Genomic DNA, 21,403 nt, shown 5'->3' with positions numbered 1-21,403 from the left:
GGAGCGAGCCTAGCCGTGGCAGTGGGAGCCGGACTGGCCGGTGTTGGCCGGGACGTCCAGGACCGGGCTGCGGTCGAAGAAGCCTTCGGGGCGGAGCTTGAACCCGACGGTGTCCACCGGCATGATGGGCCAGTCCTCGACGCGCGGGAAGTGGGTCAGGCCGAAGGTGTGCCACACGACGATGTCCTGGCCGTCGATGTCGCGGTCCTGCGCGATGTAAGCGGGCAAACCCGCGCCGCCGGAGTGCTGGTTGACGAAGTCGCCGGTCGGGTAGCGCTCGTCCTCGGCGTAGCGGGTGACCCACAGGTCCTTGGTGGCAAAAGCGGCCCGCCGGGCAATGGAGGACCCTGGGTCGGCCATCAGGGTGGGCTGGTTGTGGGCGTGCAGCTTGAAGCCCACCGCCTCGCCCAGCCGGTTGCGGGATTCGGGGTTGGAGATGATCCAGCTGCGGCCGGCGCGTGCGTCCGCTTCGCGGACGGCCTCCGACTCCCGGGTCAGCACGGTGCGCTTCCGCGTGAACGCGTTGCCGCGCTCGTTGCCCGGGCCCATCACCTGCCGGACCACGTCCTCTTCCTCCACCCTGTTGGTGAAACCGTCGATGGCCATGTCCAGGCGGGCGCTGAAGATGTGCTGGTGGAACGGCGCCCCCAACCCCGGTGCCAGCTGGGAGATGTTGTCCGAGCCGCCTTCCGGGAATGCCGACGTGAAGACGACGCCGGTGGCCTTGGCCTCGAATTCAATGGTGCCGTCGAGGTAGAGGTACCAGTAGAAGCCGTAGTCATAGTTGCCGATGGTGGTGAAGAAGGAGATCACCATGCGGCGGTTACGGCGGGTGTAGTTGATGCCGGACCAGAGATCGCTGTGCTTGGCCAGGATGCCCCAGTCCTCCTCGTGCATGCAGATGCCGTTGCGGATCTGGCGGGGGTTGCCGAAGGCGTCGCTGATGACGGGGCTGAGGTAGGTGATGTCGCCGAGGCAGTCGCAGCCCAGTTCCAGCGAGTTGGCGTACTGACCCACCAGGTACTCCCCCGTGTCGAAGTAGTTCTGCCAGGACCGGACCGGGGACGGATCGCCGTACGGGACCACCATCTCGGCGATCGACGCGCGGTTGATGATCGGCCGGAGCCGGTCCCCGTCCCGGAAGCCGATGTTGTGCAGCACCACGCCCTCGCGGACGTCAAAGCCGACGTCCAGGCTCCACTTCTCCCACTCGATGTGGTTGCCGCCGGTCACCGTGAAGCTGGGGCCTTCGGGCTGGGTGATGCTGATGGGCTTCTGGGTGGTGCGGAGCGGGCCCGTGAGCTCGGGGTCGGTGAAGTTGCCGTGCTCTGCCGGGACGGGGAAGACTCCGGTGTCGATCACCTGGGTGACTTCCTTGCTGACCACGTCCACGTAGGCCACCAGCCCATCCACGGGGTGGGCCCAGGCGCTGTCCTCCGGGAAGTCCTGCACGAACGCGAGCCCGCGCAGGATCCGGCGGCCCTTCTCCTCCGCGTACTCGAAAACGCCGGCGGACAGCGGGGCAACGCGGACTTTGCTGGCGTCCAGGTTCCTCGCGGCCAGGGCCTTCAGCCACCGCTCGTCGGTGGCCAGGAGTTGCTCCACCACCTCGAACTCCTCTTCGAGGACCGGCAGTTCGCCGGTGGCCGCGGTGTCGAGTTCGACGGCGGACTCCACCGTTGCGCTGGAGACCGAAACGGTGACGTCGTGGGGCCGGGCACCAGAGACGTCGTGGATGAACGCCCGGAACCGCCGGTCCTCCGTGCCCGGGCCGGACCCGCGGGCCGGGTCGAGGAGGCCCAGGTAGGCAATGCGCTTGTCCGCGCCAAGGAGGCCCGCAGACCGAAGAATGCCCTGCACCTCACTGATTTCCCCAGCGGTGGCAAGGCGGAAGGGGCTGGCTGTTTGGGTGATGGAGGGCGTCATAGCGGCCTTCTGTCCGGGACCCTGGCGGGTCGGATGTTTATTTTCTATAGTTGTAGAGAATAAGCGAACGTAAGATGACTCACAAGAGTCTGGGCGAAATATTTACTGGGGAGCGGCTGCGTGCCAAAGATTGTTGACCACGACGAACGCCGCTTGGAACTGGTGGATGCGACCTGGCGGATCATCGCGCGGCTGGGCATCGAAAGCGCCACCATGCGGGAAATCGCCACCGAGGCGGGCTTCGCCAATGGCGCCCTCAAACCGTACTTCCCTACCAAGGACACGCTGCTGACCTTCGCGTTTGGCCACGTCTTCAACCGCACCAATGAGCGCATCGCCGAAGTCACCGCGGGGCTCTCGGGGCTGGCCGCCCTCCGGGCCTTCTGCGTCGAAGTGCTTCCGCTGGACGAGGAACGGATCAATGAAGCCCGGATCGTCATCCCCTTCTGGCAGAAGGCCATCAACGACCCCGGCAAGGCGCAGATCCACCGGGAATCGATGCAGCAGTGGCTGGATGCGATCCGTCGCTACCTCGCGGAGGCCAGGGAGAACGGCGATGTCACCATCGTGGTCGACGACGCGAGCCTGGCCGGCCAGCTGCTCAACATGCTGCTGGGCGCCCAGATCGCGGCAGCACTGCTCCCGGAGGGCCAAACGGAGCTCGGCCTGGACGGGCAACTCGAGGGCTACCTGGCCCTGCTGACCCGCTAGGACTGCCCGCCTGCCAGCACGGACGCCCCAAGCACCCCAGCCCCGCCTAACCGAGAGGATCCAAGATGATCCGCGAGAACCGCCAGGAGACACCGGAAGTGACCATCCCGAAGGAAATCGATACGCCGGAAATCATGGTTGATGTTGACATACTGGACCGGAACATCGAGCGCATGGCGTCGGCAGTCGGGGCGAAAGGCCTGCGCCTGCGCCCGCACGCCAAAACACACAAGATCCCGGAGATCGCCGCCCGCCAGATCGCGGCCGGAGCCTCAGGACTGACCGTGGCCACCATCGGCGAAGCGGAGGTGTTCGCGGCTGCCGGAGTGCACGACCTCTTCATTGCCTACCCCCTTTGGGTTTCGCCGCAAAAGGCGGAGCGGCTTCGGCGGCTGTCGCAAACGGCTCGGATCGCCGTCGGAGTGGATTCCGCGGAGGGGGCAACCATGCTGGGATCCGGACTGGGAAGTGCCGCGGGGAGCATCAGCGTCCTCGTGGAAGTCGACAGCGGCCACCACCGCAGCGGCGTCCAGCCAGAGGCGGTGGTCACCGTGGCCGAAGCAGCGGCGCAGGCCGGGCTGAAAGTCGCGGGAGTCTTCACCTTCCCGGGGCACAGCTACGCACCGGGCATGCCCGTCGAAGCGGCCCGGCAGGAGCAGCACGCGTTGAACCAGGCGACCCAGGTTCTTAACGCGGCAGGATTCGACATCAGCTGCCGCAGCGGCGGCTCCACTCCGACGGCCATGCTGACCGGGAATTCGGCAGCCACCGAGGTCCGGCCGGGCGTGTACGTCTTTGGCGACGCCCAGCAGCTCGAGCTGGGGCGGTGCGCCGTCGAGGACATCGCGCTGACGGTGGCGGCCACGGTGGTCAGCCACCACAGAACCCCGGCGGCCGGTCCTGCCCGGTTCATCATCGACGCCGGCAGCAAGGTTCTGGGCAGCGACCGGCCGGCGTGGGCTACCGGCTTCGGACGGCTGATGGACCACCCCGACGCCAGGATCACCGCATTGTCGGAGCACCACGCAACTGTCGAGTGGCCCGAGCGCGGAACCGTGCCGGCCATCGGGCACAGGTTGCGCGTCATCCCCAACCACGTATGCCTCGCGATGAACCTGGTGGACGACGTCGCAGTGGTGCGCAGCGGCGAACTGGTGGACCGGTGGGCGGTGGCGGCCCGGGGCAAGAACAAGTAAGGGGCCGGGGCGCTTTTGCTGAAAAAATCTTTTTTCGACATGTGTTGAAAAAAGATGACAGGGCTGCATTTCGCCGCTAACCTGAAATTAATGTGTTCCAGGACACAGCTTGGGGGATCCGCCAAGAGACACCCAACCGGCGTCAGGAACGTTCATGCCAGCAACCACAATCCGCACCGCGGACCAGACCCTCACCTCCAGCGTGGCCACTTCCTTTGACCACTGGAGGCATCTCGTGGCGCAGTCCTTTGTGCCGCTGGCTGCCGAAACGGACCGGCCCGAGCTGTTCCGCGGCCAGATGCGGTCCCGGGTGCTGGACCGGATGTGCATCGTGGAGGTGTCGGCTTCGGGCCACAGCGTCCACCGCACGCCGGCCCTGCTCGCGCAGTCGAACCAGCGCTATTTCAAGCTCAACCTCCAACTGGAGGGCAGCGGCCTCCTGATCCAGGACAACCGTGAAGCCGTGTTGCGCCCCGGCGACCTCGCCATTTACGACACCAACCGCCCCTACACGCTTGCGTTCGAGGAGCAGGCACGCATGATGGTGGTCATGTTCCCGCACGACTCGCTGTCGCTGCCACCGGACTATGTAGGACAGCTGTCGGCGGTCCGCCTTGCCGGCGGAACCGGCTTGGCGGGCATCGTGGGGCCCTTCATCACGCAGCTCGCCGGCAACATGGAGGCACTCAGCGGGCCCAGCGGCTCGCGGCTGGCGGCCAACACCCTCGACCTCGTCTCGACCATGCTCCATTCGGAACTGGATCTGGCTGCCGACAGCATGAGGCCGCAGACGCTGCTGGCGACGTCGGTCCGTGAATACATCGAGGCGAACCTCGCCGATCCGCAACTGTCGCCGGCCACCATTGCCGCAGCCCATTTCATTTCGACCCGCCACCTGCACAACGTCTTCCACGAGTCCGGCACAACCGTTGCCAGCTGGATCCGGAGCCGCCGGCTGGAACGTGTGCGCCGGGACCTCCGGGATCCGCTGCACACGGGCACCTCCGTGGGCGCGGTGGCCGCACGGTGGGGATTCCTTGACGCGGCGCATTTCAGCCGCACGTTCCGGGACGCCTTCGGCGAATCACCCAGCGACTGGCGGCGCGGCGCTTGACTGCCAGCGCCGCCGGCCCGGGGCCGTTGACCTAGTGCCGGGAGCCTGCACCTAGATCAACCCCTGTGCGAGCATCGCGTCCGCCACCTTGACGAAGCCGCCAATGTTCGCGCCCAGCACGTAGTTGCCGGGTTCGCCGTACTCGTCCGCGGTGGAGGCGCAGCGGTGGTGGATGCCCACCATGATGTCCGTGAGGCGCTGTTCCGTGTGCTCGAAGGACCAGGAGTCGCGGCTCGCGTTCTGCTGCATCTCCAGCGCCGACGTGGCCACACCACCCGCGTTGGCGGCCTTGCCGGGCCCAAACAGCACTCCCGCCTCCTGGAACACTGCCACGGCGTCCCGGGTGGAGGGCATGTTGGCGCCTTCGCCAACGGCGAGCAGTCCGTTGCGGACAAGCCGCGCGGCAGCATCGCCGTCGAGCTCGTTCTGCGTGGCGCACGGCAGTGCGACGGTGGCGTCGACGTCCCAGACAGAGCCGGCTTCCACGTAGGAAACGCCGGAACGACGCAGAACGTAGTCCTTGAGGCGTCCGCGCTCCACTTCCTTCACCTGGCGGAGCAGCCCGACGTCGATCCCCGCCTCGTCCACGACGTACCCGGAGGAGTCAGAGCAGGCCACCACGGTGGCGCCCAGCGCCTGGGCCTTTGCGATGGCGTTGATGGCCACATTGCCGGAGCCGGAAACCACCACGCGTTGGCCGTCGAAGGAAGAGCCCCTGGTCTTGAGCATCTCTTCGGTGAAGATCACCGTGCCGAAGCCAGTGGCTTCGGGGCGCACCAGTGAACCTCCCCAGGAGATGCCCTTGCCGGTCAGGACGCCTGATTCGTAGCGGTTGGTGATGCGTTTGTACTGGCCGAAGAGGTAACCGATTTCGCGGCCGCCCACGCCGATGTCGCCGGCCGGCACATCTGTGTACTCGCCGATGTGGCGGTAGAGCTCGGTCATGAACGACTGGCAGAAGCGCATGACTTCGGCATCGCTGCGCCCCCGGGGGTCGAAATCGGAGCCGCCCTTGCCGCCGCCGATCGGCATGCCGGTGAGCGCGTTCTTGAAAATCTGCTCGAAGCCGAGGAATTTCACGATGCCGAGGTAAACGGAGGGGTGGAACCGCAGGCCGCCCTTGTAGGGGCCGAGAGCGGAATTGAATTCCACTCGGAAGCCGCGGTTGATCTGCACCCGGCCGGAGTCGTCGGTCCACGGCACCCGGAAGATGATCTGCCGCTCGGGCTCGCAGAGACGTTCCAGGATGGCGGCTTCAAGGAACTCGGGGTGCCGGTCGTGCACGGGGCCAAGGCTTTCGAACACCTCGACCACCGCCTGGTGGAACTCAGCCTCGCCGGGGTTCCGCGCCAGTACCGTATCCCTGACGGCCTCCAGCCTTGCATCCATGAAACTGTCCTTACTTCCGCGGGCAACGGCCGGAGAGGATTTTTCAGCCGCCTATAGTTGAGCTTTCAACCTAACCGATTAAGACCGCAGCCAGGTAGGCGGCCGGCGTCATCTCCCTTATTCTCCGTAATGTGACAGAAGAATTCCGTAGAACGAGAAATAAGTGCTCAATGCCCTGGGCCAGGAAGAGCCTCTGATGCCGTATCTCTGCCTGCTCCTCTCCGGAGCCGCACTGTTGATCAACGGACTGGCCGCGCTGGATCTGGTCCCCCGCCGGGACGCTGCCGTGTTCAGCCTGGTCATCGGGAGCGCCCAGCTGATCCTGGGCGTTACCCATCTGGCTGTCACCGCCGCCGCCGGGACGCAGTCATTGCTGACGGCGTCCGGAATGTTCCTCTTCGGGCTGACCTATGTGTACGTTGGCCTGGATGTCCTGCTGGGACTGGGGTCCACGGGCCTCGGCTGGTTCTGCGGGATGGTGGGCGCCTGCGGCATCCTTCTGGCTGCGGCCTGGTCCGGCGAGGATCCGCTGCTTGCCGCCCTCTGGCTCTGCTGGACCTACTTGTGGCTGCTGTTCTTCCTTCAACTGGCGTTGGGCATCGCGCGCCTGACGCCGCTGGTTGGCTGGTCCCTTGTCCTCACCAGCCAGGCATCGGCCACTGTGCCGGCGTTCCTGGGAATTACCGGGCAGTGGCCGGCCGGCATCGCGGCGGCCGGGGCCGCAGGGGCCGGCCTTGCCACACTCCTGGTGCTGGCGGGCGGCCTCGCGTGGCGAGGCCGCCGCAGCGGAACAGGTGCTGCCGTCGTCGAACGCCCGTTACCCGGCGAGCTCCGGCTCCAGTGTCCCCGCCCTCTTCTCCACTACGATTTCCACCAGCACGCCGGCCAGGAACATCACGGGGACGGCCACCAGCAGCCCGACGGCCGTTTCAGCGCTCCCGCCGATCAGGGACGTGAAGTTGCTGACCACCAGGTAGAGGACCCACGCCAGGAGCAGCGAGGCAAGGGCCGGCGCCACCAGGGTCTGCCAGTGCTGCCCCTGCACCCGTTCGCGGCGGAAGAATACGACGACGGCCAGGGAACAGAGCATGTACAGCACCAACAGCGCCGCAACAGCCAGCCCGCTGAACCACGAGAAGAGCGTCAGGACCGGGTCCATTCCCAGTACCGCGAACGGCGCAACGAGCAGCACGGCGACGCCCGTCTGGACCCAGGCTGCCGAGGCGGGTGCCTGGTGCCTGTTGGTCCGCGCCAGGACGGCGGGCAGGGAGCCGCGCAGGGCCAACGAGTGGAGGTAGCGGTTGATGCCGTTGTGGAAGGCGATGATGCCGGCCAGGAGGGACGTCACCAGGAGGATTCCGGCTGTTACTCCGGCCCAGGGGCCGAACAGCTCAACCAGCGGCCCGATGACGAAGGAGGTCGCGTCCCCTGACTCAAGGGCGGCGCCGGCGGCGTCCATGACGTGCGACGGCCCGTAGAAGCTCACCAGCATCCACGTGATGAAGGCGAAAAACACGGCGATGATGCCCACCGAGAGGTACGTTGCCCGCGCCACCGTCCGGTGGGGATCCTTGGCCTCGGCGGAGTAGATGGCCGTCGACTCGAAGCCGAACATGGACGCCACGGCGAACATGATAGCCACTCCGGGGGCTCCGGTTGCGATCGCCTCGGGGGAAAACGACGCTGCCACGTTGAGGCCCTCCGGGCCTCCGCCCTTCAGCAGGACGGTGACGCCGAACATCAGAAGAATCGCCACTTCCAGGCCCACAAGGAACGCCAGGACGCGGGCACCGAGTTCGATGTTCATCGATCCCAGCACCTGCACGCCTCCCATGGTGAGAACGGCCAGAAGCCACCACGGTACCGCCACGCCGGCGGAAGCCAGCAAACCGGAGAAGGCCGTGCCGTAGAGGCCGTACATGGCGGCCTGCACGGTGCTGTATGCCAAGAGTGCCAGCCAGGCTGCACCCACTCCGATCTTCCGGCCGAATGCGGCGGTGATGTAGGCGTAAAAGGCTCCGTTGGCCTGGACCTTACGGCTCATCGCCACGAACCCCACGGCGAAGATGACGATGACGATGCCCACGACGAGGTACGCGCCCGGTGCCCCGGCGCCATTGCCGAGGGCAGCGGCCAGGGGCGCCGCACCGACGATGCCGGTCAGCGGGGCCTGGGCTGAAAGGACGAAAAAGAGAATGCCCAGGACGCCGATGCTGCCGGCGCGGAGGGCGGTGGACTGCTCCTTGCGGGGACTTGCTTCTGCAGTCCGGGATTCGGAATTTGAAATACTCATTGGATCCTTCTTAACGGTCATGAGCGTTGGAGAGGGGTGCTGGCAATGGCCTCGCACCGTAAATCCAGCTTGGCAGTCCCGGGCTGCCGGGGGCTTGTCTGGCAGCGATCAGTTGTTGTGCCTGAGCGCACTGCCCGTGTCCTGAGGAAGCCTCCTCTCAGAGGATCCCGCGGGTGTCCGCACGAGGTCAAGGACGTTGCTGCCGCCGGCTCCCACCCGCGTGAGACCATGTGTCCATGAGCAGCGATCCCGCTCTTGAAGTGAGCGCCCTGGCCATCAATGTCACCATCCCGGAGGCACTCCGCTGGACGGACAGCAGGAGGGGCGAGGAGTTCACTTTGACCACGCTGAACGTCCGGCTCCTGCCTGACGGACACCTTGCCGCCAAGGCCTACGGCCGCCCCATCGCCGGCGGCCGGGGGGCCTACGTCTCGTTCCGCGTGCCTGACCGGCCGGAACTGGCCGCACTGATCGCCGAGGCTGCCAGCCACGCGGCCGCGATGTGGGCCGCACACCGCGGGCTCGCCTGAAGCGCGCCCGAGCAAAGCCCCGGAGCACAAAGGAGTCCGGATCCTCGGTGCAAGGATCCGGACTCCAGGAGCCAAAGTTTTGCCGGGGAGGCTGCCGGATTCCCCGGCAGACCTGCTCTTATGCCAGGTTGGCGACGAGCCCCGAGCCAGCGGACTGTAGCGGCTTGGTCCGAAGCGGTTCGGATTGCAGCGGCTTCCGCGGTCGGCCCGGCAGCAGGGGCGCAAAGAACGCTCCGAGCTCCGCGGTCGCCGTCAGCGGCAGGACATTCGCCACGTACTGGTCCGGGCGGACCACCACCACGACGCCGCCGCGGTCCAGTCCGCGCAGTTCGAAGATGTCGGCCTTCGGGTCGGTGCCGTAGACCTTCTCGAGGTTGGTGAGCCTGAACGGCCCCACCTCCGGTTTGAACACGGCCGGGACGGCATTGATGTCGATGCCCCTGTGGTCCTGCTGGTAGATGACCTTCACGTCGAACCAGGCATCGGCGTCGGCACCCTCCGGCGTGGCCGCGAGCGGGGACTCCGGGGCGTTCTCCAGCCACTGTGCGAAGTCGGTGGTCGGCGACGCGGCGCCGGCCTCGGCGGGGTCGGCGAACACATAGATGCGCCAGCGCCCGTCCGCCGTTGCCTGGTGGCCAAGCTGCAGCGGGTTAGTGTCGCAGACGCGCTGCACGGGGGCAGACTTGAAGCGCTTGCCGGTCGGGAACCCCGTGGCCAACCCGGCGTGCTTCGCCTCAGCAACAATCATCGACGGCGCGTACTCGGTCATGAAACCGGCCGGGAATTCGGCGGTGCGCACGTAGAAGTCCTCGAGTTCCGAGGGGTCGTCGAACTCCTCGGGCTTCTTGGCCATGAGGGTGGACCACTCCTTGTCGAAATCGATCAGGTTCTTCGCGACGACCTGCCGCTCCGCGGAGTACGTGGCGAGCAGCGATTCCGGACTGCGTCCTTCAAGGACGTGGCCGAGCTTCCAGCCGATGTTGAAGCCGTCCTGCATGGACACGTTCATGCCCTGGCCGGCTTTGGCGCTGTGCGTGTGGCAGGCGTCGCCGGTAATGAACACGCGCGGCGTGCGGGTATCCCGTTCGGCGGGCAGGACGTCGTCGAACCTGTCGGTGAGGCGGTGGCCCACCTCGTAGACGCTGTGCCAGGCGACGTTGCGGACGTCGAGCGTGTAGGGCTGCAGGATCTGGTTCGCGTGGGCGATGATCTGCTCGATGGTGGTCTTGCGGATGGCGCCATTGTCGTTCGCCGGCACGACGCCGAGGTCGACGTACATGCGGAACAGGTGGCCGCCCTCGCGCGGGATCAGCAGGATGCTGCCGCCGTCGTGGGACTGGATGGCGCACTTGGTGCGGATGTCCGGGAAGTCGGTGGACGCGAGGACATCCATGACGCCCCAGGCATGGTTGGCCTGGTCACCGGCGAGCGTGCAGCCGATCGATTCACGGACCCTGCTCCGCGCTCCGTCAGCACCCACCACATATTTGGCCCGCACAACGCGATCCTGGCCTGCGTGCTCGCCAGTGGTGTGGACCAGTGTCACGGCAACGGGGAACTCCCCCGAATCCGCGACGTCGAGGCTGCGGAACTCGTAGCCGTAGTCCGGCGTCATCCGGGTCGGGGAAAAGGCCATGACCCGGGCGAAGTAGTCCAGCACGCGGGCCTGGTTGACGATGAGGTGCGGGAATTCGCTGATGCCCATCTCGTCGTCGACCGCACGGGCGGCGCGGACAATGTGCTTCGGGTTCTCCGCGCTCGGCTTCCAGAACGCCATCTCGGTAATCCGGTAGGCCTCTGCGGTAATCTCCTCGGCGAAGCCGAAGGCCTGGAAGGTCTCGACGCTGCGGGCCTGGATGCCGTCGGCCTGGCCGATGGCGAGGCGGCCGCCGCGGCGCTCCACGATGCGCGTGGTGATGTCCGGGAACTGGGAGAGCTGGGCGGCCGCGAGCATGCCCGCAGGGCCGGAGCCCACGATGAGCACGTCGACCTCGTCGGGCAGCTCTTCGGGGCGGTTGATGCCGACGCCGGCGGCCGGCTGGATGCGCGGGTCACCGGAAACGTAACCGTGGTGGTGGAACTGCACGGGCTTTCCTCACTTCAGTGTGTGGCTGGCTTTCGCCAAATCATGTGTTCTATATCGGAACAGCTGGTTCGATAATAGAAATTGTGGTTATGCTTCAGTACTGTACGTCACATATGACCCGGGTTACAACCACCTCCCCCTTATCGGAAGGCGGGGGTTGACGAAGCTGCCGGAGGGGGTCCAAGATGTTTCGTATACGATTTCGTACCTGATGAGGAGAACGCTTTGGAGCAGGTCAACGACGACACCCTGGCAGCAGCGCGCAAGGTGATCGCGGTGCACATCAACTACCCCAGCCGGGCAGCCCAGCGCGGCCGGACACCGGCGCAGCCCTCCTACTTCCTCAAGCCGTCGTCGTCGCTGTCCCTGACCGGTGCCGCCGTCGAGCGCCCGGCAGGCTGCGAACTCCTCGGCTACGAGGGCGAGATCGCCATCATCATCGGCAAGGCGGCCCGCCGCGTCGAGGTCGAAGACGCCTGGAGCCACGTCGCCGCCGTCACGGCCAGCAACGACCTCGGCGTGTACGACCTCCGCTACGCGGACAAGGGCTCCAACCTCCGGTCCAAGGGCGGCGACGGCTTCACCCCCGTGGGCCCGGCGCTGATTCCGGCAGACGCCGTCGACCCCGCCAAAGTGCGCCTCCGCACCTGGCACAACGGCGAACTCGTCCAGGACGACACCACCGAAGACCTGCTCTTCCCGTTCGCCCGGCTCGTGGCGGACCTGTCCCAGCTCCTCACCCTCGAGGAGGGGGACATCATCCTCACCGGTACACCGGCCGGCGCCTCGGTCGCCGTGCCCGGCGACGTGCTGGAGGTGGAGGTGAGCGCCGGTTCGTTCACTACCGGCCGGCTCACCACCACGGTCACCGAAGGCACGACGCCGTTCGCCGACTTTGGTGCCTTGCCCAAGGCCGATGATCTGCAGCGGGAGGAAGCCTACGGCTCCCGCGAAGCTGCAGGACTTCCGGCCGTGTCTTCCGAGGCTGCCGCCTCCGTCCTGAGCCCGGAGCTGAAGGCCAAGCTGGAGAGCGTCTGCACCGCCACGCTGTCCTCCCAGCTGCGCAAGCGCGGTCTTAACAACGTCAGCATCGACGGCCTCACCGCCACCCGCCCGGACCGCAAGGTTGTAGGCCTGGCCCGGACCCTGCGCTACGTGCCCAACCGTGAAGACCTCTTCAAGACGCACGGCGGCGGCTTCAACGCACAGAAGCGGGCCATCGACTCCGTCAACGAGGGCGAAATCCTGGTGATGGAGGCCCGCGGGGAGAAGGGCACCGGGACTATCGGCGACATCCTGGCCCTGCGCGCGCAGGTCCGCGGCGCCGCCGCGATCATCACCGACGGCGGCGTCCGGGACTTCTCCGCCGTGGCCGCCATGGAGCTCCCCACCTATTACTCCAACCCGCACCCCGCCGTGCTGGGCCGCCGCCACATCCCGTGGGATACGGACATCACCATCGCCTGCGGCGGCACCACGGTGCAGCCCGGGGACATCATCGTGGCGGACTCGGACGGCATCCTGGTCATCCCGCCGGCCATCGCCGAGGAAGTCGCCAACGACTCGATCGCCCAGGAACGCGAAGAGGTTTTCATCGCCGAAATGGTGGAGCAGGGCCACGGGGTGGACGGGCTCTACCCGCTCAACGCGCAGTGGCGCGCCAAGTATGAGCAATGGGAAGCAGGCAAGGCCAATGACTGAAACGGCAACAGCCCACGCCGCCGAGAGCATCTCCGCAAGCGCCTCCGGCAGCACCGCCGGGAGCAAGTCCGAGCAGGCCTACCAGGCCATCAAGGCACGGATCGTGGAGGGCACCTACACGCCCGGCTACCGGCTGGTTTTGGCCGCCATCGCCAAGGACCTCGGCTTCAGCGTGGTCCCGGTCCGCGAAGCGATCCGCCGGCTCGAGGCCGAAGGCCTGGTGAATTTCGAACGCAACGTTGGGGCCACCGTGGCGGGCATCGATCCCACCGAGTACCTCTACACGATGCAGACGCTGAGCATCGTGGAGGGTGCGGCCACGGCATTGTCCTCACCGCTGGTGGGCGAAGCGGACATTGCCCGGGCCCGCGCCGTGAACGCCGAGATGCGCGAGTGCCTGCAGCACTTCGACCCCGTCCGGTTCACCCGGCTCAACCAGGACTTCCACAGCGTCCTCTTCGAGCACTGCCCCAACCCGCACATCCTGGATCTTGTCCACCGCGGCTGGAACCGGCTGGCGTCATTGCGATCCTCAACGTTCCGCTTTGTCCCCGGCCGGGCCCATGAGTCCGTGGACGAACACGAGGCCCTGCTCCGGCTCATTGAAGCCGGCGCCGACGCCGACACCATCGAAAAAGCAGCTCGACTCCACCGCAGCGCCACCTTGGACGCGTACCTCTCCCAAACCAACGCGGGGTCACTTAGCGCCCAATAACGGCCCCGAATTGGGCCGTAACTGACCCCGCGTCTCTCTAGACAGTAAGGAAAACAACGATGACGACCCCTGTAGAAACAGCAGCAAAGCACTACGTTCCCGAGGACCTGCCCACCCACATCCAGCACTTCATCAACGGCAGGTTCGTTGATTCCGTGGGCGGAAAGACGTTCGACGTCCTGGACCCGGTATCCAACCAGAACTACGCCACCGCCGCGGCAGGCCAGAAGGAGGACATCGACCTCGCCGTCGCCGCCGCCCGCGAAGCATTCGTCAACGGCCCGTGGCCCAAGATGAAGCCGCGGGAGCGCGCCCGCATCCTCAACAAGATTGCCGACGCCGTCGAAGCCCAGGAAAGCCGCCTCGCCGAACTCGAAACCTTCGACACCGGCCTGCCCATCACCCAGGCCAAGGGCCAGGCCCTGCGCGCCGCGGAAAACTTCCGCTTCTTCGCGGACCTGATCGTGGCGCAGTTCGACGACGCCATGAAGGTCCCCGGCTCACAGATCAACTACGTGAACCGCAAGCCGATCGGCGTTGCCGGGCTCATCACCCCGTGGAACACCCCGTTCATGCTCGAGTCCTGGAAGCTGGCCCCGGCACTGGCCACCGGCAACACCGTGGTCCTCAAGCCGGCCGAATTCACCCCGCTGTCCGCATCGCTCTGGGCCGCCATCTTCAAGGAGGCAGGCCTGCCCGACGGCGTCTTCAACCTCGTCAACGGCCTGGGCGAGGAAGCCGGCGACGCCCTGGTCAAGCACCCTGACGTCCCGCTGATCTCCTTCACCGGCGAGACCACCACGGGCCAGACCATTTTCCGCAACGCCGCCGCCAACCTCAAGGGCCTCTCCATGGAGCTCGGCGGCAAGTCCCCCTGCGTCGTCTTCGCCGACGCCGACCTGGACGCCGCCGTCGACTCCGCCCTTTTCGGCGTCTTCTCCCTCAACGGTGAGCGCTGCACCGCCGGCTCCCGCATCCTGGTGGAACGCGCCATCTACGACGAGTTCTGCGAGAAGTACGCTGCCCGCGCCAAGAACATCGTCGTCGGAGATCCGCACGATCCCAAGACGCAGGTGGGCGCCCTGGTGCACCCGGAGCACTACGAGAAGGTGGCCTCCTACGTGGAGATCGGCAAGTCCGAGGGCCGGCTGCTGGCCGGCGGTGGGCGGCCCGAAGGCCTGCCGGAGGGCAACTACATCGCCCCCACCGTTTTCGCCGACGTCTCCCCCGACGCCCGGATCTTCCAGGAGGAGATCTTCGGTCCCGTCGTCGCCATCACCCCGTTTGAGAACGACGACGAAGCCCTCGCCTTGGCCAACAACACCAAGTACGGCCTGGCGGCCTACATCTGGACCCAGAACCTGACCCGTGCCCACAACTTCTCGCAGAACGTGGAAGCCGGCATGGTGTGGCTGAACAGCCACAACGTCCGCGATCTCCGCACCCCGTTCGGCGGTGTCAAGGCCTCCGGCCTGGGCCACGAGGGCGGCTACCGCTCCATCGATTTCTACACCGACCAGCAGGCCGTGCACATCACACTCGGCTCCGTCCACACCCCTAAATTCGGCGCGTAAGCGCTAGCCACCCCTTTCAAAGAAGAGAGAACATCATGACCAACTTCGTTCCCACGCCCACCGTCCCGGCACCGGACATCGTCCGCTGCGCCTACATGGAAATCGTCGTCACGGACCTCGCAAAGTCGCGCGAGTTCTACGTCGACGTCCTGGGCCTGCACGTCACCGAAGAAGATGAGAACACCATCTACCTGCGCTCCCTGGAGGAGTTCATCCACCACAACCTGGTGCTCCGCCAGGGCCCCATCGCCGCCGTGGCCGCCTTCGCCTACCGGGTGAAGTCCCCCACCGAGGTGGACGCCGCCGAGGCCTACTACAAGGAACTGGGCTGCCGGGTTGAGCGCCGCAAGGAAGGCTTCACCAAGGGCATCGGCGACTCCGTCCGCGTCGAGGACCCGCTGGGCTTCCCCTACGAGTTCTTCTACGAGACCGAGCACGTTGAGCGCCTCACCCAGCGCTACGACCTCTACTCCGCCGGCGAGCTCGTGCGCCTGGACCACTTCAACCAGGTCACCCCGGACGTTCCCCGCGGCCGCGCCTACCTGGAGGACCTGGGCTTCCGCGTTTCCGAAGACATCAAGGACTCCGACGGCGTCACGTACGCCGCGTGGATGCACCGCAAGCAGACCGTCCACGACACCGCCCTGACCGGCGGCAACGGCCCGCGCATGCACCACGTCGCGTTCGCCACGCACGAGAAGCACAACATCATCCAGATCTGCGACAAGATGGGCGCCCTGCGCATCAGCGACCGGATCGAACGCGGCCCCGGCCGGCACGGCGTGTCCAACGCCTTCTACCTCTACATCCTGGACCCGGACGGCCACCGCATCGAGATCTACACCCAGGACTACTACACCGGCGACCCGGACAACCCCACCGTGACCTGGGACGTCCACGACAACCAGCGCCGCGACTGGTGGGGCAACCCCGTGGTCCCGTCCTGGTATACCGAAGCCTCCCTGGTCCTGGACCTGGACGGCAACCCGCAGCCGGTCATCGAGCGCACCGACGCCTCCGAAATGGCCGTCACCGTCGGAGCCGACGGCTTCTCCTACACCCGCAAGGACGAAACCTCCTCCGCAGGCACCGACGCAGTGGGCTTCAAGCTGGGAGCCCAGGTCTAACCGATGCTGGACGCGAAGACGATCGAGGCCATTGCGGACGAGCTGGTGGACGCCGGCCGGACCCGCACCCCTGTGCCCCGCCTGACTGCCCGTTACCCGGACATGACTGTGGAGGACTCCTACGCCGTGCAGCAGCTGTGGCGGCGCCGCAACGAGGACGCCGGCCGGACCCTGGTGGGGCGCAAGATCGGCCTCACGTCCAAGGCCATGCAGGCCGCCACCGGCATCACCGAACCGGACTACGGCGCCATCTTTGACGACATGGTGCTGGAAACCGGCTGCTCCGTGGAATGGGACAAATACACCCATCCGCGGGTGGAGGTGGAGCTGGCGTTCGTCCTGAAGGACGGGCTCAAGGGCCCGGGCTGCACCATCTTCGACGTCCTGAACGCCACCGACTACGTGGTTCCGGCCCTCGAGATCCTCGATTCCAGGATCGAGATGGAGGGCCGGACCATCGTGGACACCATCTCCGACAACGCGGCCATGGGCGCCATGGTGGTGGGCGGACGCCCGGTGAAGCCGGACGCCGTCGACCTCCGCTGGGTCTCCGCGATCCTCTACAAGAACCAGACCGTGGAGGAAACAGGCGTCGCCGCGGGCGTCCTGGACCACCCGGCCAACGGCGTGCACTGGCTGGCCAACAAGATCGCCGCACACGAAGACAGCATGAAGGCCGGCGACATCATCCTGGCCGGGTCCTTCACCCGCCCGCTCTGGGTGTACAAGGGCGACACCGTCCACGCCGACTACGGACCCCTGGGGAGCGTGACATGCCGCTTCGAATAGACGACACTTTCCGGGATGCCCTGCGCAGTCAAAACGGTAAAGCAGGCAGGCCGCTTGCCGGGATGTGGGTCTGCTCCGGCAGCCCGCTGATCGCCGAACTCTGCGCCGGGTCCGGCCTGGACTGGCTCCTGGTGGACGCCGAGCACAGCCCCAACGGGCTCGAATCCCTCCTGGCCCAGCTCCAGGCCATCCACGGCTACCCGGTCCACACCCTGGTCCGGCCACCGGTGAACGACACCGTGCTGATCAAGCAGTACCTTGACCTGGGCGTGCAGAACCTGCTGGTCCCGATGGTCAACTCCGTGGCCGAGGCGGAGGCCGCGGTGGCCGCCACCCGCTACCCGCCCCACGGCGTCCGCGGCGTTGGCTCGGCGCTGGCCCGCGCGGCCCGCTGGAACCGCGTTCCGGACTACCTCGCCCGGGCATCGGACACCGTCAGCGTCACCATCCAGATCGAATCCACGGCCGCAGTTGAAGCGGTGGAGGACATCCTGAAGGTCGACGGCGTGGACGCCATCTTCGTCGGGCCGTCAGACCTCGCCGCCTCCATGGGGCTGCTGGGACAGCAGGAACACCCCGAGGTACGTGCCGCCGTCGAACACTGCCTCGCCGCCGCAAAAGCGGCCGGCAAACCGGCGGGCGTCAACGCCTTCGCGCCCGCCACGGCCCGTTCCTACCTGGCGGCCGGTGCCGACTTCATCCTGGTCGGCGCCGACGTCGCCCTCCTGGCCCGCGGCTCCGAGGCCCTCGCCGCCGAATACGTCCGAGCGGCCGGTGCCGACTCCCCGGCCAGCTACTAAACCCAACCCTCAGACCTTCCCACTCCCGAGGAGACCCCGCATGACCACTTCGCCCGTACTCTCCCCTGCCGTCTCGCCGGCCTCCGTCTCTCCCGAACGTGAGGCCGAACTTCTCGCGTCCGTGCCCACCGGCCTGCTAATCAACGGCCAGTGGCGGGACGCGTCCGACGGCGGCACGTTCGACGTGCAGGATCCCGCCACCGGGGAGGTGCTCGCCACCCTGGCCTCGGCCACCAGCGAGGACGCCCTCGCCGCGCTCGACGCAGCGGACGCCGTCCAGGCGTCCTGGGCACGGACCGCACCGCGGGAACGGGCCGAAATCCTGCGCCGTGCCTTCGACCTGGTCACCGAACGCGCCGAGGACTTCGCGCTGCTGATGACCCTGGAAATGGGGAAACCGCTGGCCGAAGCCCGCGGCGAAGTCACCTACGGCGCCGAGTTCCTGCGCTGGTTCTCCGAGGAAACCGTCCGCGACCACGGCCGCTACCTCACCACCCCCGAGGGCAAGAACAAGATCCTGGTCCAGCACAAGCCTGTCGGGCCGTGCCTGCTCATCACCCCGTGGAACTTCCCGCTCGCGATGGCAACCCGCAAGGTCGCCCCCGCCGTCGCGGCCGGCTGCACCATGGTCCTCAAGCCCGCCAAACTCACCCCGCTCACCGCGCAGTACTTTGCCCAGACCATGCTCGACGCCGGCCTGCCCGCCGGCGTCCTCAACGTCGTCTCCTCCTCGTCCGCCTCCGGCATCTCGGGGCCCCTGCTCAAAGATTCCCGCCTGCGCAAGGTTTCCTTCACCGGCTCCACACCGGTGGGCAAGCGGCTCATGGCCGACGCCGCCCAGAACGTCCTGCGCACCTCCATGGAACTTGGCGGCAACGCACCCTTCATCGTGTTCGAGGACGCCGACCTCGACAAGGCAGTCGAAGGGGCCATGGCAGCCAAGATGCGGAACATGGGCGAGGCCTGCACAGCCGCCAACAGGTTCCTCGTCCAGGAAACCGTCGCCGCCGAATTCACCGCCAAGTTCGCCGCGGCCATGGCCGCCCTGGCCACCGGCCGCGGCACCGAACCGGACACCCAGGTCGGTCCCCTGATCGATGCCGGCGCCCGCAACGACGTGCACGCCCTGGTGAGTGCAGCCGTCGACGCCGGAGCCACCGCCATCACGGGCGGCGCCCCGGTCGAGGGAGCCGGCTACTTCTATCCGCCCACTGTGCTGGGCAACGTCCCCAACGACGCCGACATCCTCCGCCAGGAAATCTTCGGCCCCGTCGCCCCGGTGACCACCTTCGCCACCGAGGACGACGCGATCCGGCTGGCCAACGCCAGCGAATACGGCCTCGCCTCCTACCTCTACAGCCGCGACTTCAACAAGCTCCTCCGCGTGGCCGAACAGATCGAATTCGGCATGGTCGGTTTCAACGCCGGCGTCATCTCCAACGCCGCCGCACCCTTCGGCGGCGTCAAGCAATCCGGGCTCGGCCGCGAAGGCGGCTCCGAAGGCATCGCCGAATACACCACCACCCAGTACATCGGCATCGCCGACCCCTACGCGGGCTAGCACCTAGCGACGTGTCCACACAGCAAGGAAAAACATTGAGTACTGTCCAGCATGGGCAGCGCGGCTCGGCGACGGACAACCGCCGCGTAGCGTTCGCCACCATCATCGGAACCACCATCGAGTGGTACGACTTCTTCATCTACGCCAACGCCGCGGGCCTGGTCTTCGCGAAGCTGTTCTTCGAGCCCGCCGGCGCCGACATCGGGATCCTGATTTCCTTCGCCTCGGTGGGACTTAGCTTCCTGTTCCGCCCGCTGGGCGCCTTCCTGGCCGGACACTTCGGGGACCGCCTGGGCCGCCGGGCCATGCTGGTCATCACGCTGGCCATGATGGGGGCGGCCACCACCCTCATTGGTGTGCTTCCGACCTTCGAGACGGCCGGTATCGTGGCGCCCATCCTGCTGCTGCTCCTGCGCATCCTGCAGGGCATTTCAGCCGGCGGCGAATGGGGCGGCGCCGTCCTGATGGCGGTTGAACATGCGCCGCGCGGCAAGCGGGGCCTGTTCGGTGCGTTCCCCCAACTGGGCGTCCCCCTGGGCATGCTGCTGGCCTCCGGCGTGCTGGCCCTGATGTCCGGTGTGGTCTCCCCCGGTGCCGCCTTTGTGGAGTGGGGCTGGCGTATCCCATTCCTGCTCAGCTTCGTCCTGATCGTCGTGGGCTTCATGGTCCGCCGCAGCGTGGAGGAAAGCCCGGTCTTCGAGGAGATCGCCCAAAAGAAGCAGCAGACCCGGGTCCCGGTTGTGGAACTGTTCAAGAAGCACTGGCTGCTGGTCATCATCGCGGCCCTGGTCTTCGCCGGCAACAACGCCGCGGGCTACATGACCACCGGCGGCTACATCCTCAGCTATGCTCCAATCCCGCCGGACTGGCCATGGACCGCACGCAAGTGCTCCTCGCAGTGACCGGCTCCGCTGCCCTGTGGTTCATGTTCACGCTGATCTCCGGCTACCTGGCGGACAGCCTCGGCCGGAAGAAGACCTACCTCATCGGCTACGGCTGCCTCATTGTCACGGTCTTCCCGCTGTTCTGGCTGGTAAACACCGGAAACATCTGGGCGCTGTTCCTTGGCCTTGCACTGTTCACCGCCGGGCTCGGCCTCACCTATGGGCCGCAGGCGGCGCTGTACAGTGAACTGTTCCCCGCCTCCATCCGGTTCTCCGGCGTCGCCATCTCCTACGCGCTCGGCGCCATCGTCGGCGGTGCCTTCGCCCCGATGATCGCCACGGCCCTGGTCCAGGCCACCGGAACAACAGCCTCCGTGTCCGTCTACCTGCTCATCGTGGCCCTCGTTTCAACGGCCGCGGTGCTGGTAATCCGGGAACGCAGGGACATCGACCTGGGCATCAACAACCAGGCCGAGCAGGAGGTCGGCGCCACCGTCTTCGACCGGCGCCGGGCCGCTCCGGCCGACGCCGCCAAGGCGGCCGCCGAAATCTAGCCCGTTATACCAACACGTCCGGCTGGCCGGAGCGGACCCTTTTGGTCCGCTCCGGCCAGTTCGCTTTCCCGGCCAGCGGCAGCTCCTGCAGGCATTTCAGCCGGTCAGTTCGCCCCAAGTCAAGGGTTCTGCACCCAAAGACAAGCCATCGGGTCCGCGCCCGGACAACACTTAGGTATGCCCGCCTCGCCGACCGGCCGAGCGCACAGACCTACTCGAAGTGGAGTACCTCTTGGAAACCTACGATGCCCTCCTCGCATCCATCACCCCCGGTTCCGGCGAGACCCGGACCATCCTCGACCCCGCCACCGGGAAGCCCGTTGGCGAGGCACCGGTCCACACCGTCGAAGACCTGGAGCGAGCGGTAACCGCAGCCCAGGCTGCCCAGCCGGCGTGGGCTGCCCTGGGCCACGACGCGAGGTCCGCCGCGCTGCTCAAGGCCGCCAGGCCGCC

The 21,403-nt window shown here is 66.8% G+C and carries 16 protein-coding genes and 2 pseudogenes; 14 read left to right on the top strand and 4 right to left on the bottom strand.

Annotated features, from left to right (window positions below; translation table 11 throughout):
• Nucleotides 1–9: 9 nt before the first annotated feature.
• On the bottom strand, nt 10–1,926 hold the full coding sequence (locus AC1DFE_RS18070; RefSeq protein ID WP_476907249.1) for a primary-amine oxidase: 1,917 nt from the start codon (nt 1,924–1,926) through the stop codon (nt 10–12).
• A gap of 120 nt (nt 1,927–2,046) precedes the next feature.
• Between AC1DFE_RS18070 and AC1DFE_RS18065 the strand changes: the two genes are divergently transcribed.
• The 3 genes from AC1DFE_RS18065 (at nt 2,047) to AC1DFE_RS18055 (ending at nt 4,947) form a co-directional block, all read left to right on the top strand.
• Nucleotides 2,047–2,637, top strand: a complete 591-nt coding sequence (locus AC1DFE_RS18065; RefSeq protein WP_476907248.1) for a TetR/AcrR family transcriptional regulator — start codon at nt 2,047–2,049, stop codon at nt 2,635–2,637.
• A gap of 65 nt (nt 2,638–2,702) precedes the next feature.
• Nucleotides 2,703–3,833: a D-TA family PLP-dependent enzyme gene (locus AC1DFE_RS18060; RefSeq protein WP_476907247.1), complete on the top strand. Its 1,131-nt coding sequence runs from the start codon at nt 2,703–2,705 to the stop codon at nt 3,831–3,833.
• 154 nt (nt 3,834–3,987) lie between these two features.
• Nucleotides 3,988–4,947: an AraC-like ligand-binding domain-containing protein gene (locus AC1DFE_RS18055; protein WP_476907246.1), complete on the top strand. Its 960-nt coding sequence runs from the start codon at nt 3,988–3,990 to the stop codon at nt 4,945–4,947.
• A gap of 51 nt (nt 4,948–4,998) precedes the next feature.
• Here the strand turns inward: AC1DFE_RS18055 and gdhA are convergent, their stop codons facing one another.
• On the bottom strand, nt 4,999–6,336 hold the full coding sequence (gdhA, locus tag AC1DFE_RS18050; protein WP_476907245.1) for an NADP-specific glutamate dehydrogenase: 1,338 nt from the start codon (nt 6,334–6,336) through the stop codon (nt 4,999–5,001).
• A 196-nt stretch (nt 6,337–6,532) separates the two neighbouring features.
• Here gdhA and AC1DFE_RS18045 point away from each other — a divergent pair.
• A pseudogene (locus tag AC1DFE_RS18045) lies at nt 6,533–7,012 on the top strand (AmiS/UreI family transporter); the annotation flags it as partial.
• A 141-nt stretch (nt 7,013–7,153) separates the two neighbouring features.
• On the opposite strand, the gene AC1DFE_RS18040 reads toward AC1DFE_RS18045, so the two are convergent.
• Nucleotides 7,154–8,629 (bottom strand): APC family permease, encoded by a 1,476-nt coding sequence (locus AC1DFE_RS18040; protein ID WP_476907244.1) that lies wholly within the window; start codon nt 8,627–8,629, stop codon nt 7,154–7,156.
• A gap of 236 nt (nt 8,630–8,865) precedes the next feature.
• Here AC1DFE_RS18040 and AC1DFE_RS18035 point away from each other — a divergent pair, with 236 nt between their 5' ends.
• Nucleotides 8,866–9,159, top strand: a complete 294-nt coding sequence (locus AC1DFE_RS18035; RefSeq protein ID WP_476907243.1) for a hypothetical protein — start codon at nt 8,866–8,868, stop codon at nt 9,157–9,159.
• A gap of 118 nt (nt 9,160–9,277) precedes the next feature.
• On the opposite strand, the gene AC1DFE_RS18030 is transcribed toward AC1DFE_RS18035, so the two are convergent.
• Nucleotides 9,278–11,245, bottom strand: coding sequence for an FAD-binding monooxygenase (locus AC1DFE_RS18030; RefSeq protein WP_476907242.1), 1,968 nt, complete (start codon nt 11,243–11,245; stop codon nt 9,278–9,280).
• 225 nt (nt 11,246–11,470) lie between these two features.
• On the opposite strand from AC1DFE_RS18030, the gene AC1DFE_RS18025 reads away from it, so the two are divergent.
• The 9 genes and pseudogenes from AC1DFE_RS18025 to AC1DFE_RS17985 all read left to right on the top strand — a co-directional run.
• The gene (locus AC1DFE_RS18025) at nt 11,471–12,946 is read left to right on the top strand and encodes a fumarylacetoacetate hydrolase family protein (protein WP_476907241.1); all 1,476 of its coding nucleotides are present in this window, start codon (nt 11,471–11,473) and stop codon (nt 12,944–12,946) included.
• A complete protein-coding gene (locus AC1DFE_RS18020; protein ID WP_476907240.1) occupies nt 12,939–13,661 on the top strand; it encodes a GntR family transcriptional regulator in 723 nt (240 codons plus the stop codon). The genes AC1DFE_RS18025 and AC1DFE_RS18020 overlap by 8 nt, the downstream gene beginning before the upstream one ends.
• A gap of 59 nt (nt 13,662–13,720) precedes the next feature.
• The gene (hpaE, locus tag AC1DFE_RS18015; protein ID WP_476907239.1) at nt 13,721–15,235 is read left to right on the top strand and encodes a 5-carboxymethyl-2-hydroxymuconate semialdehyde dehydrogenase; all 1,515 of its coding nucleotides are present in this window, start codon (nt 13,721–13,723) and stop codon (nt 15,233–15,235) included.
• A gap of 35 nt (nt 15,236–15,270) precedes the next feature.
• The gene (gene hpaD, locus AC1DFE_RS18010; RefSeq protein ID WP_476907238.1) at nt 15,271–16,362 is read left to right on the top strand and encodes a 3,4-dihydroxyphenylacetate 2,3-dioxygenase; all 1,092 of its coding nucleotides are present in this window, start codon (nt 15,271–15,273) and stop codon (nt 16,360–16,362) included.
• A 3-nt stretch (nt 16,363–16,365) separates the two neighbouring features.
• Nucleotides 16,366–17,151: a 2-oxo-hept-4-ene-1,7-dioate hydratase gene (gene hpaH, locus AC1DFE_RS18005; protein WP_476907237.1), complete on the top strand. Its 786-nt coding sequence runs from the start codon at nt 16,366–16,368 to the stop codon at nt 17,149–17,151.
• A complete protein-coding gene (locus AC1DFE_RS18000; RefSeq protein ID WP_476907236.1) occupies nt 17,136–17,951 on the top strand; it encodes an HpcH/HpaI aldolase family protein in 816 nt (271 codons plus the stop codon). The genes hpaH and AC1DFE_RS18000 overlap by 16 nt, the downstream gene beginning before the upstream one ends.
• 40 nt (nt 17,952–17,991) lie before the next feature.
• The gene (locus AC1DFE_RS17995) at nt 17,992–19,512 is read left to right on the top strand and encodes an NAD-dependent succinate-semialdehyde dehydrogenase (RefSeq protein WP_476907235.1); all 1,521 of its coding nucleotides are present in this window, start codon (nt 17,992–17,994) and stop codon (nt 19,510–19,512) included.
• Between the two features lie 35 nt (nt 19,513–19,547).
• Nucleotides 19,548–20,950, top strand: a pseudogene (locus AC1DFE_RS17990) (MFS transporter).
• Nucleotides 20,951–21,182: 232 nt separating this feature from the next.
• A partial coding sequence (locus AC1DFE_RS17985; protein WP_476907234.1) for an aldehyde dehydrogenase family protein occupies nt 21,183–21,403 on the top strand: 221 nt, incomplete at its 3' end.

Source organism: Arthrobacter sp. 05T423 (assembly GCF_056396245.1).
The sequence above is the reverse complement of the archived record's forward strand: the minus strand, read 5'-3'. Positions and strand labels throughout refer to the sequence as shown.

Coding starts and splice junctions, on each gene's coding strand:
- AC1DFE_RS18070 (WP_476907249.1), bottom strand. CDS start 1,926: ATGACGCCCTCCATCACCCAAACAGCCAGCCCCTTCCGCCTTGCCACC.
- AC1DFE_RS18060 (WP_476907247.1), top strand. CDS start 2,703: ATGATCCGCGAGAACCGCCAGGAGACACCGGAAGTGACCATCCCGAAG.
- AC1DFE_RS18055 (WP_476907246.1), top strand. CDS start 3,988: ATGCCAGCAACCACAATCCGCACCGCGGACCAGACCCTCACCTCCAGC.
- gdhA (WP_476907245.1), bottom strand. CDS start 6,336: ATGGATGCAAGGCTGGAGGCCGTCAGGGATACGGTACTGGCGCGGAAC.
- AC1DFE_RS18040 (WP_476907244.1), bottom strand. CDS start 8,629: ATGAGTATTTCAAATTCCGAATCCCGGACTGCAGAAGCAAGTCCCCGC.
- AC1DFE_RS18035 (WP_476907243.1), top strand. CDS start 8,866: ATGAGCAGCGATCCCGCTCTTGAAGTGAGCGCCCTGGCCATCAATGTC.
- AC1DFE_RS18020 (WP_476907240.1), top strand. CDS start 12,939: ATGACTGAAACGGCAACAGCCCACGCCGCCGAGAGCATCTCCGCAAGC.
- hpaE (WP_476907239.1), top strand. CDS start 13,721: ATGACGACCCCTGTAGAAACAGCAGCAAAGCACTACGTTCCCGAGGAC.
- hpaD (WP_476907238.1), top strand. CDS start 15,271: ATGACCAACTTCGTTCCCACGCCCACCGTCCCGGCACCGGACATCGTC.
- hpaH (WP_476907237.1), top strand. CDS start 16,366: ATGCTGGACGCGAAGACGATCGAGGCCATTGCGGACGAGCTGGTGGAC.
- AC1DFE_RS18000 (WP_476907236.1), top strand. CDS start 17,136: ATGCCGCTTCGAATAGACGACACTTTCCGGGATGCCCTGCGCAGTCAA.
- AC1DFE_RS17995 (WP_476907235.1), top strand. CDS start 17,992: ATGACCACTTCGCCCGTACTCTCCCCTGCCGTCTCGCCGGCCTCCGTC.